The 17,712-nt window shown below is 56.9% G+C and carries 18 protein-coding genes; 13 read left to right on the top strand and 5 right to left on the bottom strand.

Going from position 1 to position 17,712, the window contains the following annotated elements:
• From L2W48_RS00325 to L2W48_RS00305, 5 genes are all read right to left on the bottom strand, one after another.
• On the bottom strand, positions 1–282 hold the full coding sequence (locus L2W48_RS00325; RefSeq protein WP_005661359.1) for a BMC domain-containing protein: 282 nt from the start codon (positions 280–282) through the stop codon (positions 1–3).
• Between the two features lie 36 nt (positions 283–318).
• Positions 319–768: a EutP/PduV family microcompartment system protein gene (locus L2W48_RS00320; RefSeq protein ID WP_236097594.1), complete on the bottom strand. Its 450-nt coding sequence runs from the start codon at positions 766–768 to the stop codon at positions 319–321.
• Positions 765–1,112, bottom strand: coding sequence for a BMC domain-containing protein (locus tag L2W48_RS00315; RefSeq protein ID WP_005661357.1), 348 nt, complete (start codon positions 1,110–1,112; stop codon positions 765–767). Before L2W48_RS00315 ends, L2W48_RS00320 begins: the two co-directional genes overlap by 4 nt.
• Positions 1,113–1,348: 236 nt before the next feature.
• Positions 1,349–2,917 carry a helix-turn-helix domain-containing protein gene (locus L2W48_RS00310; protein ID WP_236097593.1) on the bottom strand — a complete coding sequence of 523 codons (1,569 nt, stop codon included), beginning with the start codon at positions 2,915–2,917 and terminating at the stop codon, positions 1,349–1,351.
• Positions 2,914–4,140 carry a PocR ligand-binding domain-containing protein gene (locus L2W48_RS00305; protein WP_236097592.1) on the bottom strand — a complete coding sequence of 409 codons (1,227 nt, stop codon included), beginning with the start codon at positions 4,138–4,140 and terminating at the stop codon, positions 2,914–2,916. Before L2W48_RS00305 ends, L2W48_RS00310 begins: the two co-directional genes overlap by 4 nt.
• Before the next feature lie 65 nt (positions 4,141–4,205).
• Here L2W48_RS00305 and L2W48_RS00300 point away from each other — a divergent pair, with 65 nt between their 5' ends.
• From L2W48_RS00300 to hemL, 13 genes are all read left to right on the top strand, one after another.
• The gene (locus L2W48_RS00300; protein ID WP_236097591.1) at positions 4,206–4,721 is read left to right on the top strand and encodes a cob(I)yrinic acid a,c-diamide adenosyltransferase; all 516 of its coding nucleotides are present in this window, start codon (positions 4,206–4,208) and stop codon (positions 4,719–4,721) included.
• Positions 4,718–6,100 (top strand): cobyrinic acid a,c-diamide synthase CobB, encoded by a 1,383-nt coding sequence (locus tag L2W48_RS00295; RefSeq protein ID WP_236097590.1) that lies wholly within the window; start codon positions 4,718–4,720, stop codon positions 6,098–6,100. The genes L2W48_RS00300 and L2W48_RS00295 overlap by 4 nt, the downstream gene beginning before the upstream one ends.
• Positions 6,101–6,329: 229 nt before the next feature.
• Positions 6,330–6,962, top strand: a complete 633-nt coding sequence (locus L2W48_RS00290; RefSeq protein ID WP_236097589.1) for a precorrin-8X methylmutase — start codon at positions 6,330–6,332, stop codon at positions 6,960–6,962.
• On the top strand, positions 6,959–8,092 hold the full coding sequence (gene cbiD, locus L2W48_RS00285; protein WP_236097588.1) for a cobalt-precorrin-5B (C(1))-methyltransferase CbiD: 1,134 nt from the start codon (positions 6,959–6,961) through the stop codon (positions 8,090–8,092). The genes L2W48_RS00290 and cbiD overlap by 4 nt, the downstream gene beginning before the upstream one ends.
• Positions 8,071–8,709 (top strand): precorrin-6y C5,15-methyltransferase (decarboxylating) subunit CbiE, encoded by a 639-nt coding sequence (cbiE, locus tag L2W48_RS00280; protein ID WP_236097587.1) that lies wholly within the window; start codon positions 8,071–8,073, stop codon positions 8,707–8,709. The genes cbiD and cbiE overlap by 22 nt, the downstream gene beginning before the upstream one ends.
• A complete protein-coding gene (locus L2W48_RS00275) occupies positions 8,706–9,293 on the top strand; it encodes a bifunctional cobalt-precorrin-7 (C(5))-methyltransferase/cobalt-precorrin-6B (C(15))-methyltransferase (RefSeq protein ID WP_236097586.1) in 588 nt (195 codons plus the stop codon). Before cbiE ends, L2W48_RS00275 begins: the two co-directional genes overlap by 4 nt.
• Positions 9,290–10,063 (top strand): precorrin-4 C(11)-methyltransferase, encoded by a 774-nt coding sequence (gene cobM / locus L2W48_RS00270; RefSeq protein WP_236097585.1) that lies wholly within the window; start codon positions 9,290–9,292, stop codon positions 10,061–10,063. The genes L2W48_RS00275 and cobM overlap by 4 nt, the downstream gene beginning before the upstream one ends.
• Entirely contained in the window at positions 10,060–11,766 is a 1,707-nt protein-coding gene (locus L2W48_RS00265; RefSeq protein WP_236097584.1) for a cobalamin biosynthesis protein, read from the top strand. Before cobM ends, L2W48_RS00265 begins: the two co-directional genes overlap by 4 nt.
• A complete protein-coding gene (locus tag L2W48_RS00260) occupies positions 11,763–12,479 on the top strand; it encodes a precorrin-2 C(20)-methyltransferase (RefSeq protein WP_236097583.1) in 717 nt (238 codons plus the stop codon). The genes L2W48_RS00265 and L2W48_RS00260 overlap by 4 nt, the downstream gene beginning before the upstream one ends.
• Positions 12,476–13,600: an NAD(P)-binding domain-containing protein gene (locus L2W48_RS00255; protein ID WP_236097582.1), complete on the top strand. Its 1,125-nt coding sequence runs from the start codon at positions 12,476–12,478 to the stop codon at positions 13,598–13,600. The genes L2W48_RS00260 and L2W48_RS00255 overlap by 4 nt, the downstream gene beginning before the upstream one ends.
• A complete protein-coding gene (hemC, locus tag L2W48_RS00250; protein WP_236097581.1) occupies positions 13,597–14,961 on the top strand; it encodes a hydroxymethylbilane synthase in 1,365 nt (454 codons plus the stop codon). Before L2W48_RS00255 ends, hemC begins: the two co-directional genes overlap by 4 nt.
• Positions 14,958–16,415: a uroporphyrinogen-III C-methyltransferase gene (gene cobA / locus L2W48_RS00245; RefSeq protein WP_236097580.1), complete on the top strand. Its 1,458-nt coding sequence runs from the start codon at positions 14,958–14,960 to the stop codon at positions 16,413–16,415. The genes hemC and cobA overlap by 4 nt, the downstream gene beginning before the upstream one ends.
• Before the next feature lie 6 nt (positions 16,416–16,421).
• Positions 16,422–17,711, top strand: coding sequence for a glutamate-1-semialdehyde 2,1-aminomutase (hemL, locus tag L2W48_RS00240; protein ID WP_236097579.1), 1,290 nt, complete (start codon positions 16,422–16,424; stop codon positions 17,709–17,711).
• Position 17,712: the final 1 nt, after the last annotated feature.

The following is a 17,712-nucleotide window of genomic DNA, read 5'->3' as shown; positions in this document are numbered from 1 at the left end:
CTAGCCCTCTATCTTGGGCAGGATCCTCTCGGTATCCGAATGAGGCCTGGGAATCACGTGAATGGAGACGACCTCTCCGACCCGCTTGGCCGCCGCGGCTCCGGCGTCGACGGCAGCCTTGACGGCCCCGACGTCGCCTCTCACCATAACGGTCACGTAGCCCGACCCTATCTTTTCATATCCGGCGAGACGGACGTTAGCCGCCTTGACCATGGCATCGGCAGCTTCTATAACGCCTACCAATCCTCTGGTCTCGACCATGCCCAACGCTTCTGCATTCATTCCGATGACACCTCCTGTTTTAGCTTTCCGTCCTCATTAAGAGGTCGGTCGATACCTTTCCATCGTGGACTTCAAAAACTCCAACCCCTCCCCTGTGATGGAGGAAATGACACAGCTCTCCCTCACTCCGCTTCGACGAAGCGATTTCTTCGCCCTCTCGATCTGCTCCGAAGACGCCAGATCGGACTTGGTGACGACTCCCACGACCGGGGCGCATATCACGCTCGAAAACGTCGGAGGAGGCGGGCAATTTCTGGTAGGATCCACCAAAAGCAGCACGACCGATGCCTTGGAGGAGGTGGATATCAGGGAGTTGTAATGAAGAGGGATGTCCAGAAACTCCCCGGGCGTGTCGACAAAATCGCCGCAAAAATCGATGGACTCGGTCTTTACCGTCCTAACCGTCCTATCGGAAAGGACTCCCAAAAGGGTGGACTTGCCGGAATCGACGGAACCGATGACCATAACCCGCCATGGTCGACTCATGTCCTCGTGACCTCGGCGGGAGTAAATCCTAAGGCGTCCCTGAGGACCGACACGGCGCTGGATAGGGCGCTCTCGACCGCCGATATCTCACCGGATATCATCACGCAACCGGTGAACCTGTCCACGAACTCGACCTCGACGACCGCCGCTTTCGACGCGACATCTGCCGCTATGATGGATCCCTCCCCTGGAGTTATGGTCATCAATCCCAGGGCCCCTCCTCTGTCGACTCCTATGCGTTCGCAGAGATTGGATCTGGGATTCCTGACCACGTGAGCCAAAGTGATCTGTTTTCCCGGCACGAACTCCTGAATGGAACGGGGCAACTTGCCCGATTCGGACACTGGGCATCCTCCTTCCTGAACACTCGCTGGAACTACTGGAACTGATTGTCCATACGATGTTATAGGAGGTAGAAGTTGAAAGCATTCATAGAGAGGGCGGAGTTTTTGACCGATAGCGCCACGAGATGAAGCTGAAAGAGGGATGAGAAAACTTCGTCTCTCTGAAGCGACGACAAGTAATCAAAAAAACGAAAGCGCCGCCTCTGAGGGCGACGCTTTCACAGATCGTTTGCTCTTCAGTTTTTTTTCCTGTAATCGCTGGGGCTACACCCGGTCGACTGCTTAAAGATGGTGCTGAAATAGGCGATGTTGCCGTACCCCACCGAGATGGCCACGTCTCTGACGGAGACTCCGTCGGACAAGAGGACCTTGGCTCGATCCATCCTCACCGATTTCACCTTGTCGACGAAACGATCCCCAAGAACTCGTCTGAAGGTCCTGCTCAGATAACTGGGACTGACGTGTACTGCGTCGGCCACCCTCTCAAGGGTCACGTCGTCGTAGTTGGCCTCTATGTAGTGTAACGCCTGCTGAACCATTATGACCGTAGGATCGCTGGCGGATTCCCTCACTGTCCAGGCCTGATCGAAGGCCTCTGGAAGAACTTTGGTAAGAGCCATGGGAGTCTGTATCGATATGAGATTAAGCATCTGCCGCCTGCTCCATCCAGCCACCGCTCCGGCATCACATTTCAGCCGAAGCAAGACATGACATACCTGTCCTAAAAGACCTGTCACCATGAACTTGACCATGTTTAGATCCGAAGGGGACGAGTTGCTTATCAACACATCCAAGCTCTCCTTGACGGAAGAGAGAAGATCCGGTCTATTGTTCAGAAAAGCCTCCACAGACTGCTGCTGCACAGTCTCCAGATCGAAATCGTAATCCGGCGCAGGAGGGTCGTCCACGCTGTTCTCCACCATGACGGCCCTCCCCATCCCTTCCAGCAAACTCTCTTCGAGGGCCTCCTCCAGCCTGGTAACGGCGGAGGGGATCGATTCCAGTCGGTCTATAAGTCCTCCGTAAGCCACGTTCGCCATTGCGTCGTTTCGAAGTATGACCTCGAGGAAACGGGAAAGCCAACGGTCGACGTCCGACAACGCCTCCTCGAAAGTCACCAGAAAAAAGGACAGAGACCCGTCCCACGGGACCGTCACCACCTCGTCTCCCAGAGCCTTGTCGAAATCGTCCCACAGGAAGAGCGAGTCGGTTCCAAGCCCTCTCTCGCTCGCCACGGAGATCACCCCGAAAAGGTGACATGGTCTGGAAGGGGGCAATCCAAGGCTGGCCATGACGTCCATCATTCCCTCGCTTACCTGACCGGAACGAAGCAGATCCTGTATCATTCTAAGGGCCAACGAGCCTCTGTTGTTCTTTATGAAGGTCTTAAGCTGATCTATCTCCAGAGTTCTGAGCCGTCTTTCCCTGATGTCCCGCAAGACCCTGTCGAGCTCTTCCTGGAGACGCTCCCCCGTGACGGGTTTTACCAAAAAGGACTTGACCCCCAGCCCCATGGCGTTCTGGGCGTATTGAAACACGTCGTAAGCCGTTATCAACACGACGTCCCCTAGAAAACCGTCTTCCCTGAGCCTTTTGAGGGAGCTTAAACCGTCTCCTCCCGGTATGTGTATATCGAGAAGGACGACGTCGGGATCCCAGGTCCCGCAGAGTTCCTCGAACTCGGGGGCGGTTCCGATCGATTTTATCTCGAGGGGTTCCTTCATCCTCTCCAGAAGAATCGACAGAGCCTTCCGTTCAAGAGGCTCGTCCTCCACCACCAGGACCTTGAAGATATCTCCCGTCATCCCGTCACCTCCTCCCCTCGTCTTAAAGGCATGGTAACCTCAAATCTACTTCCATCGCCGGGACAGGAGGACCAACGGAGACAGCCCTCTTTTCCATAATGAAGATCCAGTCTTTCCATGACGTTAGATACCCCGACTCCGGGAGAGAAATTGGAACAATCGAATCCTACGCCGTCGTCGGAAACGGTGACCACAAGGGAACCTTCTTCTATGGAGGCGTCGACGGAAAGGTGGCATCGGTCAGTCGAGGGTTCCACTCCGTGGACTATGGCGTTCTCGACCAGAGGCTGCAATATCATGAAGGGTACCCTCACGTCCCTGGTTCCGGGATCGACGTGGAGATCGAAGTCGAACCGATCGCTGAACCTTATCTTGTTTATAGAGAGAAAATGTTCTACGCACTCCACCTCTCCGGCAAGGGGAACCAGCTCCTCTCTGGACTGTCTTCTCAAGACATATCTCAGATACTGGGAAAATCTGTAGGCCAAGGCCTCCGTCTCAGGCGCATCCTCGAACATGGCGAGGCGAACTATGGCGTTGAGGGTATTAAACATGAAGTGGGGGTTTAATTGATGTCTTAGAGCCTTTATCTGACTGATCTTCAGGTTTCTCTCGAGAGACTGCTTATCGCATTTCTCCCTCATGAGGACCAGGTCCTTGACGAGTAACTTCTTCTCCGCCAAACGGCGCTCGCATAGCTCCACGACGTGGGACGAGACCAGCTTTATAAGCTCTCCTCCCTGATCTATTACCTCCCTGGGAACGACCGGAGCCTCCATGAACAGGTCCAACAGTTCGTCCCGGTTGGAGAGATTCTGCCAACCGACTCCGGCAAGCTCCTCCACTTCCTGACGGGTATAGTGTCTAAGTTTTACCTGACCGCAAAGCACCACCCCGGCCAACCGACCCTCTATTACAACCGGGAGGGCCATATCTATCAATCCCGCATGACAGCGATATATTCTTACCTTTCCCTGCTCCAGCCCAGCTCTTCCACCGGCGGCGTCGCTCTCCCAACAGAGTCTCCGACCTTCCTCGGTAGACCGCATGAGACGACAAAACCTTGTAAAATTGCTGGGGGTGGTTATCGGAACTCCCAAGGCCGTAGTGAGAACCGTGCCACAGTTCAATATCTGGGCGAATCTGTCCAGGATCTCCTGTAGGACTCCTATATTGACGGTCTGATGCCACCACTCCAGAGAACCGTACTCCAATTCTTCCACGATAACATCACCTCCCCAAAGGGAGTGTAAACGAGGAGGAGAAAAAACGAAAGGAGCCATATGCCATGAAAAAAGGGTACCTATCGGTCAACACCGGCGACGGAAAGGGCAAGACTACCGCCGCCGTAGGACAGGCTCTAAGGGCCCTCGGAGCGGGATATTCCGTCTACGTCGGTCAATTTCTGAAGAGCGATCGCTCCGGCGAGATAAGGATCCTTCGAGAAATCTCGTCCAAGGTCGTCACCGAAACCTACGGCATAGAGAGAAATGTAGGGTCACCCATGACGGGGCGAGACAGGGAGGCGGCAAAAGAGGGGCTGACACGACTGAAAAAAGCTATCGACGACGGCTACGATCTGGTCATAGCCGACGAGATACTGGTGGCGATGTCTTCCGGCCTGCTAGAGGAGTCGGAGCTGCTGGACCTCATGAAGTCGAAACCGGAGTCGGTGGAACTCGTCATGACGGGAAGAGGAGCGACCCAGGCCATAATCGGCAGGGCCGACGTAGTAACCGAGATGGTGGAGATAAAACACCATTATCGCCTGGGAGTACAGGCAAGAGAGGGTATAGAGAGATGACAACCCCGAGGATAGTCATCGCCGGAACTCACAGCGGGACAGGCAAAACCACCATAGTCATGGGAATCGCCGCGGCCCTCAAGGTTAGGGAGATGTCGGTTCAGACCTTCAAGACCGGTCCGGATTATATCGACCCGGGATTCCACTCGGCAGCATCAGGAAGACCGTGCAGAAACCTGGACTCCATGCTTTTGGAGAAAGACCCTTTGCTGGAGCTTTTCCACCGTGGATCGGAGGGATCGGAGATATCCATCGTAGAGGGCGTGATGGGACTTTTCGACGGAGCAACGGGAGTGGACGACAGGGGAAGCGCAGCGAGTCTGGCCAGATTAAGCGAGACTCCCGTTGTCCTGGTTGTGGACGCCAGGTCCATGGCCAGAAGCGCAGCCGCGGTCGTTCGAGGCTTCGCGTCTTTCGACCCCTCTGTCTCAGTAGAGGGAGTCATTTTCAACAGAATAGGCAGTCCGAGACATTTCGAAATGGTAAAAGAGGCGGTAGAATCGACCACGGAGGTGAAGGTACTGGGATATCTCCCTAGAGACGAGGCTCTGGCTCTTCCGGAGAGACATCTGGGACTCATCCCAGCATGGGAGAGAGATGATTTTTCCTCCTATCTGGAGCATCTGGCAGGGCTGGTGGAGAATAACGTGGACTTAGACGCCCTGCTGTCTCTGGCCAGAAAAGCCCGTCCCTTCCCGTCCCACCGATCCGAACTGTTCCCCTACCCCTCCGTTCCCAAGAGGATCGATGTAGCCGTGGCCATGGACAAGGCCTTCCATTTCTACTATCAGGACAACCTGGATATACTGACTCACATGGGAGCAAATCTAGTGCCTTTCAGCCCGATAGACGATGAAAAGATACCTCCAGAAGCATCGGCTCTTTACATAGGGGGAGGCTTCCCGGAGCTCTTCGCTCCGGCTCTGGAGACGAACCTGTCCATGAGAGAGGACGTAAAGAAGAAGGCCGAGGAGGGAATGCCCATCCTCGCCGAGTGCGGAGGTCTGATGTATCTGGTGGAGGCCATAGAGACCCCTGAGGGCAAGGTCCACTCCATGGCGGGAGTCTTTCCCGGCCGAATGTCCATGGGGAAGAGGCTCAGGGCTCTGGGATACTGCGATGGTGAGACCCTGATGGACACATTGCTGGGTCCAAAGGGCAAAAGAATCCGCGGTCACGTGTTTCACTGGTCGTCCTACGATGGCCCCGACGACGCTCCCATAGCCCTGAGGCTTTCCAAGGGAGACAGGACGACAGAGGAGGGCTTGGCAAAAAACAACGTACTGGCGAGCTACCTCCACATCCATTTCGGAAGCGACAGGACGGTCCCGGAGAGTTTTCTTGAGACCGCTCTAAGATGGCAAGAAAAAAGGGCATAGGACATTTGACAAACCGGGCCGAAGCCCTATCATTTTCAGACAGACACTTAGACGTCTCTTTTCGGAAAGTCCGGTGAAAATCCGGCGCGGACCCGCCACTGTATCCCCCTGTCTCCGCAGGGGGGAGCCAGATCGCGAGAAGAAGACGAAGACAGAAAGCTCCGCGAGGTTCGGACCGGTAAAAGGCAGACCCTCGAGGGTCTGCCTTTATTAGATTAGGAGGAAAAACATGACTCAGAGATTCATGGCTCCCGCCGACATAGAGGCAAAGAGCTTCAGGATACTCCAGGAAAAAATGGGCCCGTTCCACGGAACGGAGGAGGAGCTGGCCATCGTCACCAGGGTGGCCCACGCCACGGCCGATGTGGATTTCGGCATGAGCCTGTACATACACGAAGGGGCGATAAAATCGGGGTTATCCGCCCTCCGGTCGGGAGCGCCGGTTATAACCGACGTCGAGATGGTTCGGGCCGGAATAAGAAAAGACGGCTTGGAGAGCATGGGAGGCAGGGTGCTGACCTTCCTGAACGATCCCGAAGTGGCCGAGATGGCCAGAAACACTGAAAACGCCACCAGGTCCCAGATGGCCATGAGAAAGGCGCTTCCCCGCATGGAAGGAGCCATCGTCGCCATAGGCAACGCCCCTACCGCCCTCTTCGAGATCATAGACAGGATAAAGGCGAAGGAGGCCAGCCCCGCTCTGGTAATCGGAATGCCCATAGGGTTCGTCGGAGCCGCCGAGTCCCATCAGGAACTGATAGAGCTCGATTATCCATCCATAACCGCCCCGGGGCCCAAGGGAGGAAGCCCCGTCGCAGCTGCGATAGTGAACGCCCTTATAAAACTGGCCCTCAGACCATGACGGCCCGATTCGAATCTCTGGGATCCGTCGGAGGGCTCAGAAGAGGGTTCACCTCTGGCACGTCGGTCCAAGCCGCGGCCAAGGCGGCCGCCTACATGGCCGTGACCGGAGAGACGACGGACACCGTGACGGTGGAACTGCCAAACGGGATGGAGTTGGAGGTACCGGTAGAGGACGCCGCGATAGGGAAAGGATGGGCCTCCTGCTGTGTGATCAAGAGGTCCGGAGACGACCCTGACGTTACGGACGGGCACAGGTTCTGCTGCACCGTGAGGAGATCGGACCTCCCGGGCGTGACGGTCATAGGGGGCAAGGGCGTCGGCAAAGTCACCAAGAAAGGCCTGCCTATTCCTCCTGGAGAACCCGCCATAAACCCCACTCCCAGGAAGATGATCCTACGGGACCTCTCCGCTCTGACACCTGACGGCAAGGGACTGGAAGTGGAGGTTTCCATCCCTGACGGCGAGGAGCTGGCGAAAAAGACCTGGAACCCCAGGCTGGGGATCGAGGGAGGAATCTCCGTTATAGGCACCACCGGCATAGTGGAACCCAAGTCGACCGCGGCCTGGGAGGCGTCGATCGACGTCTACGTCAGTGTGGCGGCCGAAGAGGTCGCAAAAGGCCCCCTGTTCCTTCCTCTCGGGTATATCGGAGAAAAGCTCCTAAAAGAGAGATTCGATATCCCGGCGGAGAAGATCGTCAAGACCGGAGACAAAGTTGGCTACACGCTTGAACGATGTATCGCCGAGGGAATAGAGAAGACCCTCATCGTGGGACATATCGGCAAGCTTACCAAGCTGGCCGCGGGTATATTCGACACCAACTACAGATCGGGAGACGGAAGACTGGAGACCGTGGCGGCATGGGCCGGGGCCTCTGGGGCATCTCAATCTGTAATTCGAGAGATATTGGACCTCAAACTGGCCGAGGCGGCGGTTCCCATAATAATCCGAGAGGGTCTTGAGGAAACATTTAGCCACATATCCAGACGATCTCAGGAACGGCTGACAGAGTTCCTCAAGGGAGAGATGGAGATAGCCACGGCCTTAACCGACCTGGAGGGAACGATCCTGTCCACCTGGCCTGAAGACGTCATGGAGGGGAAATCATGGAAAAAATTCACATCGTAGGGGTGGGGCCTGGATCCAGGGACTACCTCCTTCCTATAGCCCTAAAGGCAATAGAGGGATCCGACACCCTCCTGGGATCCCCGAGACTTCTGGAGATGTTCTCCTACATGGCGGACAAGAAAACGGTGACCCTGTCGGGATCTCCGTCGGAGGCGCTTGAAATCATCTCGAAGAGAGGTCGGAACGAGAGGATGGCCGTCCTGGTCTCCGGAGATCCCTGTTTCTTCAGTCTGGGCAGCTCCTTGGCGGCATCCCTTCCGGAAGATCAATACGAGATCATACCGGGACTGAGCTCGGTCTCCCTGGCCTTCTCCAGGCTGGGAATATCCTGGCAGGAAGGAACCTTCGTAAGCGTCCACGGAAGACCTCTGGATTCCTTGAACGGGCTGCAAAAAGAGACCGGCCCGATAGCTATCCTGACCGGCGGGCTCAACAACCCGATGGAGGTGGCCTCGAAACTTCTAAAAATAGGGGTATCGGATAGAAAGTGCTGGACCATGTCGAACCTGGGGACCGACGACGAGAAGGTCGAATCGACCGATCTATCCGATCTGTCCGAAGAGGATCGAGCTTCCTGGCCCTCTCTGACCCTGGTCCTTCTGGAGCCCCGGTCATGAGAGGCCCTCTTATGGACGACTCATTCATCAGAGAACCGTCGATACCTCTTACCAAAGCCCCGATAAGGGCGATCGTAACATCTCTGTTGCAGCCCCTCCACGGATCCGTCCTGGGAGAGGTGGGAACCGGGAGCGGAGGCATAACGGCGGAGCTGGCGAGACAGGTGGGACCGGGAAAGATCTTCTCTCTGGACCCATCGAAAGAAGCTCTCGATCTGGCGTCCAGGAACCTGTCTAAAATGGGTATGGCGGACAGAGTGACTTTGATCTGTGGAAAAGCGCCGGAGGATCTTACCTCCCTCCCCCCCTTGGACGGCCTGACGATAGGAGGACACGGAGGACGGCTTACTTCCATAATCCGAGCCGGTCTATCTAAACTCAAGGAGAACGGAAGAATAATCATCACTGCCAACATGCTCTCTACGGCGAACGAAGCCCTAACGGCCCTGGAGTCCCTGTCGATAGAGCCCTCCATGTGGCAACTGGCCCCTTCGGAGGGACGGAGGACCAAGGCGGGATGGATGCTTAAAGCCTGGAATCCCGCCTTCATAGTGTGGGGAGATCGGAAGGGGAACTGCTTATGATAGAGAAAGCCAAAACGGTGAACTTCGTCGGGGCCGGACCTGGCGCACCGGACCTAATAACGGTAAGGGGAAGCGAACTTCTAAAGACCGCGGATCTGGTCGTGTACGCCGGCAGCCTGGTGAACCCGGAGATACTGGAGATATGCAGGGACGACTGCATAATCATGGACTCTGCCTTCATGTCGTTGGAGGAACAGGTGTCAGCCATGGCCGTATCCGCAGAGACCGGATCTTCGGTGGTTCGACTCCATACCGGAGACCCCAGCCTTTACGGAGCTGTGGCGGAACAGAAAAGGCTGTTGGAGGAACGAGGGATCGAAGTTCGATTCGTACCTGGAGTAAGCAGCCTACAGGCGACTGCCGCCGCTTTGGGCATCCAGTACACCGTCCCGGGAGAGACCCAGACCCTGATATGCACCAGAAAAGGGGGAAGGACCCCCGTTCCAGAGAGAGAATCGCTGGACAAACTGGCGGATCACGGCTCGACCATAGTGCTCTTTCTCACGGCCGGGCAGGTGAAGGAAGCTACCGACGAACTTATAAAGGGGGGGCTTGATCCCAAGACCCCCGCCGCCTGCGTCTACCGAGCCTCCTGGGACGACGAGATCATCGTTCGCTCCGACCTCTCAGGGCTTGCCGAGGCTATGAGAGAGAGGGGAATAGACCATCAGGCTCTCATAGTTGTAGGTAAATGCCTAGACCCAGGAGAAGCCTCCAGCCTGCTCTACGACAGCGGCTTTTCTCACCGATTCAGGGAGGGTTCCCTTTGAATATAGCGGTCTTCGCGATCTCTGCCAGGGGGAAATCGGTAGGGAAAAGATGCGCCGAGGCTCTGAACGGTAAACTGATAACTCCCAGGAGAGACGAACTGAAAGCATCTCTGTCCGAAATATGGCATGGGTCGGACGCCGTAGTGATGATAGGATCCACCGGAGTGGCCGTCAGGGTTACCGCCCCGTTGCTCAGGGATAAAGAGACGGATCCGGCGGTGATAGTGGTCACGGAAGACGGGGAGCTGGTCCTGCCCCTCACGGGAGCCCACCTTGGAGGCGGGGCGGACCTGTCCCGAACCCTGGCGTCGAATCTGGGGGCCCATCTCGTATCCACGACCTCCACAGACAGAATGAACGTCGCCGCTCCGGATCTGCTCTGCTCTCGATGGGGATGGAAACTCGAAGGCAGAAAGGCCCTGGTCCAGACGAACGGAGCCCTTCTGGACGGGCGGAAACTGCTTTTCTGGGTCGACGAAAACGAGGAAACTCCTCCGTTCCCGGAGGGATACCTCCCCTGCGAAACCCCCGACGAGGCGGACGTAGTGGTGTCGCCCCGAGCTCTTTCCCTCGGATCCCACCAGGTACAGTTGGTACCTCCGTCGCTGGTGGCCGGTATGGGGTGTAGAAAGGGAGTGGACAGACAGATCCTGAAGGAGACTCTGCTGCGTCACTTCTCCGAACAGGGATATTCCATCTATTCATTAGGCGAGATAAGAACCTCGACGGTCAAATCGAAAGAAAAGGGGCTCCTCTCCTTGGCGGAGGAACTTGGAGTGCCTTTGACTAAGTTGGAGGACGAGGAGATAAGATCGATAGATGGTAATTTTTCCGCCTCCGCTGCCACAGCCTACTTCGATCTGCCCGGAGTCGCTGAACCCTGCGCCGCCTCGGCGGGAAGGCTTATAGGCCCGAGATCGGCCGAGCGAGGGACCACCGTGGCACTGGGGCACCGTCCGGCCAGGATCGAGGGGAAACTCTACGTCGTGGGGACCGGCCCGGGGGATCGGAAGTACATGACGTTTCAGGCTAAGGAAGCGATAGACGACTCGGACGCCGTGGTAGGCTACCGACTCTACGTCGACCAGCTACCGGAGGAATGGCTGAAGGGAAAGAAAGTGGAGAGATACGGAATGGGAGAGGAGGAGGCCAGAGTGGCGTCGGCCATGGCCCTGGCCAGGAAGGGATTTCGGGTATCCCTCGTATCTGGAGGGGATCCCATTCTTTTCGGCATGGCAGGATTGGCCAGAAACATGGCGGAAGATCTGCCGGTCGAGGTTGTACCGGGACTGTCCGCCGCCCAGCTCGCCGGAGCCTCCGCAGGAGCCCCCTACTCCAACGGACTTATAATGCTCTCCTTGTCCGACTATCTACAGCCCTGGGAGTCTATAGAAAGAGCCCTGTCGGGAGCGGCATCCACGGGGCTCACCGTTGCCCTGTACAACCCGGTCAGAAGGGATCTGGACGTAAAACTCGAGGGAGTAAAGAAAGCCTACTCGACCAAAACAGGGCAAACCGTATGGCTTATGAGGGACGTAGGACGGCCCGGAGAGTCCGTAAAAGTGATGGACCTATCCGAGCTGACTTCCTCCGATATAGACATGAGAACGCTGCTTCTTCTTCCCGGCGAGGCTACCGTCGCCAGGAAGGGCTATCTGGTGGACACGAGAGGATACCACTCTGAAAGGAAGAAAAGAACATGACAAGAACCCTTATTGGGATAGGAGTCGGACCGGGGGATCCCGATCTCGTGACCCTGGGAGCTATAAAGGCGATAGAAAAGGCGGACCTGGCCCTCCTTCCTCTATCGAAAGAGGGAGGAAACAGCGTAGCCGGCGGAATAGTGAAGGAACACGTGGACCGCGACTGGGTTTCTTTGGTCTTCCCCATGAAGGGACGAGAGGACGAAAGAGACGAGACCATACTGACTCAACTTGAGGAGATAAGGCCACTGTGGGAAAAAGCCGAGACCGTGATCCTTCCGGTTATAGGTGATTCGACCCTCTACGCGACCGTGGCTTGGCTGTACGAACAGTGGAAAAAGCTGGATCCCGACATGGAACTTAAGCTTATACCGGGAATATCCGCCCACGGTCTGGCGGCATCGAGGACAGGTCGTTTTCTCGCCATGGGAGAGGAAAGACTGTCGATACTTCCCGGAACGGCCTCATTCTCCGATCTCCAGGAAAGCCTCAGACATACCGACTGCGCAGCCATCTACAAACCTTCGGCGCTGGGAGAGGAACTACAACGACTGGTGGAATCCACCGGACCATGGGACGAGATGGTCCGAATAGTCAAGGCAGGGCTTCCTGAAGAGGAGATATCGATAGGACAGGACGCCCTGTCTCCATGCGAAAACTACCTGTCGATCCTTCTGCTGAGACGAAAGGGATCCGAGGCGACCTCTCTATGAGGCTTATCTGTATTTCCGTCAACTACGAAAACAGCAAATTGGCCGACAGAGCGGGACTCTGGGAGGACGAAAAGGAACTGCGCTTGATGTTGGACGGAGGCCCGCTCTCGGAGATAGTCCCTATCCACACCTGCAACAGGACCGAACTCTACGGGATTATACCGGAAGGCAGAGAGTTTCCTTCGGACTCCATTCCCTCCTGCGCCGATATATTGACGGGTAAGGACGTGGTGGAACATCTCCTGAGGGTCCTTCTCGGATTGGAGAGCATGGCATGCGGGGAGTCCTTCGTGGTATCCCAGGTCAAGAAGGAATACGATAGATATTCTCCCCTTTGCGGGAGGATACTGAACAGGCTATTTCAGAGATCCTTCAACTTGGCCGGGATACTCCGAACCGAGTATCATCCCGGAAGGGCTCCGTCCATACCCTGGCTTATGGCCCAAGCCATTAAGGACCATCCAGCCTGGCCCTCCCTCAGGATAGCCCTGATAGGAGCCGGCGACATGGGAACAGAGACGGCGAAGGTGCTAAAGGCGATGGGACTTTCCTTCTCCATATCGAACAGGACAGAAAAAACCGGAAAATCCCTGGCTGAGGAGACCGGAGCCGACTGGCTACCCTGGGAGAGATGGAAGGATCTGACAGAGACCTCGGACGTGTTGATATTCGCCACGTCCTCCCCCGAACCGCTGCTATCCGAGATAGATGGGGAAAACCGTCCCTGGATAATCGACATGGGAGCGATCCCTCAGGTAGAGGTTCCGGGACTCAAAAGGATCTCGGTGGACGAACTTAGAGACCGGACCCTGGAGATTCTGGACGACTACCGTCGAGATCTCGGCAAACTGGAGGAGGAGACGGAGGAGGCCGCTCAGGCTCTGTGGGCGGATCTGATAACCGTCAGAACCGATACCTACCGTCGGCTTGCCATGATGAGGGTGGGCCATATAGTCGATGAAAGGGCCGCTCGGACCGCTCAAAAAATCGGCGTCTCCGAGGAAATCCTAAGACAGATGGCCTGGAGCGTCGCTAAGGGCATCTTGTCCCCGGTCCTGGAGATGAACGGCCCTCATTCCTCCAGGATATGGAGAGCCCTCTCGGAGGAGGAAATATCGTGAACCGCAGATTTTCACTGATGGTATCGTTGGACTCCGGAGTGGGACCGATCCTGGTCGTAGGAGGCGGCTGCATCGGGGAGAGAAAGGTAAGAACCATACTGAGCGCCGACTTTCCTGTCACATTGATATCCCCGACCGCGACGTCCGGGCTTCAGATCCTGGCCTCCAAGGGACTGATAAAGTGGCACGCCCGGGAGGTAACGGCGAATGATTTTCTATCCCATCGGCTGGTGGTGATCGCCCTTGCCAGGGAGGACACGGAAAAGATCCTTCCCATGGCATCGAAGGCGCAATGTCTGGTCGACTGCTGCGGTGCTGGCGAACTGGGAGACTGGTCTCTGGCGTCTCAGTTCCGTACCGAGACCAATCTCGTAGGAGTAGGCAGTTTCGGCAAGTCGCCGTCGGCATCGGCGGATCTGCGGATGAACATACAGAGTTGGATGGAGTCCGACAGAGAGAGGCCTATACTTTTCAGCCGCAAGAGCGCCCTCGCCAGAGCTCAAACCATGGAGGCCGCCAGGGCCCTGGCTAAAAAGGGACTGCCGGTGGAGATAAAGACCATGTCGACCTGTGGCGACGAAAAACAGGACTGTCATCTATCCGCCTTCGGAGGAAACGGGGCGTTCGTCAAATGCCTGGAGGAAGCGATCATGGAGGGCAAGGGAGACGGAGCAATTCACAGCCTCAAGGACGTTCCCTCCGTTCTGCCCGACGGACTGGAACTGGTGGCGGTCCTTCCCAGAGCATCGACCTCGGACGTAATCGTCTCCAACCATAAAGGGGGTCTGGAGGGACTCCCGGCAGGGGCCGTGGTAGGGACCTCCAGTCTAAGGAGGAAAGCGCAGCTTGCGATCACCAGACCGGACCTCGACTACACCCTCATAAGGGGCAACGTCAACACCAGGCTGGCTAAACTCCAGGCGGGAGACGCTGACGCAATAGTCCTGGCCAAGGCAGGGCTCGACAGACTCGGGATATCGCCGGAGGGGGCGACGACCCTCCCGTTTCTCCCTGCCCCGTGTCAAGGTATAATCGCCGTCGAGGCGCGAAGCGGTTCGAGACTGGCCGAGGAGTTCCGGGCGATAAACCATCGTCCGACCTGGCTGATGGCTCTTGCAGAGAGAGAGCTGCTGGAATCCCTGCAGGTAGGCTGTCACGTTCCTTTCGCCGCTCTCTCCGAATGGGTCGACGGCGAATTGAGATTGAGAGCTCAGACCCTCTCTTACGACGGAAGACACATCGATTTCGAAGCCTCGCTGGCCGTGCGCTCCGACGACGACGCCCGAGACCTGGGCAGAGACGTTGCCCTATCCATAAAGGCATCCACCGAAGCCATTTCCATGTTGGAGGAAAAACCATGACCGTCTACCTGACCGGAGCGGGATGCGGTGGTCCTAGATGGATCACGGAAGAGGCCAAAGAGAGAATCTCCCTGGCGGAACACCTGGTCTACGACAGGCTGATACATCCCGACCTGCTCCAGCTTGCACCGAAGACATGTCGCTTCCACTACGTAGGGAAGAGAAAGGACAGTCACTCGACGTCTCAGGACGATATCTGTCGACTGCTGGTAGAGCTGGGACGAATCTCGGACAGAGTCGTAAGGCTCAAGGGAGGAGACCCCTTCGTATTCGGGAGAGGCGGAGAGGAGGCATTGGCCCTCCAGAAAGAGGGCATCCCCTGGAGCTACGTGCCGGGGGTCACAGCCGCAGTATCCGGCCTGGGGGCTGCGGGCGTTCCCTTGACCCACAGGGGGGTGGCGGAGACCGCGACCTTGGTCACCGGACACAGAGGGAAGGACCTTGCAGAAGAGGGCGACCGTCTCTGGCAAAGGATGGCCGAGGTGGGAGGAACCAGAGTCATATACATGGGAGCCTCCAGAGCGGACAGTATAGCCGAAAAGCTTATGGAAGAAGGAGAACCCGGCGAGAGAAGCTGTTCCGCCGTCCGCTGGGGAGGATGGGGACGCCAGGAGAGGTCCGATTTCCGATTGGACGACATGAGGAACATGGGGCTACGAAGTCCAACGGTCATAGCGGTAGGAGAATCTTCCGCTCTTGGACTGACCCCGGTTTCAGGACCGCTTAAGGGACTCCAGATAGGCATAGTACGCCCCGCACCGGAATCCTGGAAAACGGCCAGGATCCTGGAAAACCTCGGGGCGGACTGTTACAGTCTCCCTCTGGTGAATCTTAGAAAATTAGAAAAAAACTGGAATGAAGAAGCTATCGGGAACTCCGACTGGTTGGTCCTCACAAGCCCTCGAGGAGTTTCACTGCTTTCTGAGGTCACGGACCTCAGAAAAATAGGCGGCAGAATAATATCCATCGGGCCGGGGACCTCCAAGGCCCTTTACGACATCGGGATTCATCCGGACCTGGAGGCGGAGAGCCCTACCTCCGAGGGCTTGGCCGACACGGTAGAAAAACACGTCTCATACGGTCAGTCGATACTCTTCTTCCGAAACGAGAGGGCCTCCGATCTGCCGGTCCAGGCGGCTCGCAGGGTTGGGGCGACGGTGCTCATATCCTCGGCCTACAGGATGGAGAGGGCCGAGCTCCCGGGAGAGGATATCTATCCTCTTTGCTGGGACGAATCGGGGTTGGACTGCGTCGTATTCGGAAGCGCCGCCATGGTGGAGGCCTGGGCAGCCAGGTTCGGAAGATCTAGTGAGGGGATAATCCCTGTGGCCTGGGGGACGCACTGCGCCGAAGCAATCCGGGAGACCCTATCCATGGAACCGGAGGTCATGGGCGATCCCTCCATAGAGGGACTGATAGAATGCCTGACCTCCCTGCAAAGACGAAAGGAATGACTTGTGATGACCAACGAAGAGATGTTCAAAACCGCCTGCAAACACCTGGTCGGTGGGGTCAACAGCCCGGTCAGGGCCTGGAAAGCCGTCGGCGGGGAGCCTCTGTTTCTGGTCAGAGGCGAGGGATCGTCGGTCTATGACCTGGAGGGAAATCGCTACACCGATTACGTATGCAGCTGGGGACCTCTCATACTCGGCCACTCCCACCCCTCTGTGGTAGAGGCGGTAAAGAGCGCCGCAGAAAAATCCACCTCTTTCGGAGCCCCCTGCGTACAGGAGGTAATGCTGGCGATGGCGGTGAAATCGGTGTTCCCCTCCATGGAGAAAGTCCGTTTCGTAAGCTCCGGGACAGAGGCTACCATGTCGGCCCTTAGACTGGCCCGAGGATTCACCGGCAGGGACAGGATCGTTAAATTCGACGGGTGCTACCACGGCCACAGCGATTCTCTCCTGGTGGCGGCAGGCAGCGGGGCCTTGACCTTCGGCGTTCCGACCAGTCCGGGGATAACCGAGGGAACCGCAAAAGACACGTTGGTGCTTCCCTTCAACGACCTGGACAAGGCGAAGGCACTGTTCGAGTCGGAGGGATCCACCATAGCCGCCGTAATAGTGGAACCATGGGCGGGCAACATGGGGCTGGTCCCCCCTGCTCCCGGTTTCCTCGACGGCTTAAGGAAGCTCACAGAGACACACGGATCCCTTCTGATATTCGACGAGGTCATAACCGGATTCCGCAACTCCATGGGAGGGGCCCAACAGGTCGAAAAAATCGTCCCTGACCTCACATGTCTCGGAAAGGTGATAGGAGGAGGACTTCCGGTGGGAGCCTTCGGAGGCAGGTCCGATATAATGGATCGCCTCTCCCCTGTAGGAGATATCTACCAGGCGGGAACCCTGTCCGGCAACCCGCTGGCCATGGCGGCAGGCTTGGCGACGCTGGAGGAATTGTCCAGGGAGGGGACCTACGAGGCGCTTGAAAAAGCGGCGGAATCTCTCGAGATGGGACTTAGGGACGGAGGAAGAAAATGGGACTTCCCAATGAGCACCACCAGATTGGGAGGGCTGGTGGGCATGTTCTTCTCCGAGAACGTGCCTAAAAACCTGGATGAAGTCAAGTCCGGAAGGGTGGACCTTTACCCGGCGTTCTTCTCGGGAATGCTGAGCAGAGGGAATTCCTTCGCCCCCTCCGCCTACGAGACCATAATGGTATCCTCCTCCCACACGGAAGAGGACGTGACTTCCACGGTAAAAGCGGCGGAAGAGGTCTTCGCCGAGATGAAGAAAAGAGGACTGTAAA

The sequence above is a fragment of the Dethiosulfovibrio russensis genome, from assembly GCF_021568855.1.
Classification (GTDB): Bacteria; Synergistota; Synergistia; order Synergistales; family Dethiosulfovibrionaceae; genus Dethiosulfovibrio; species Dethiosulfovibrio russensis.
This window is presented reverse-complemented; position numbering and strand designations above follow the sequence as displayed.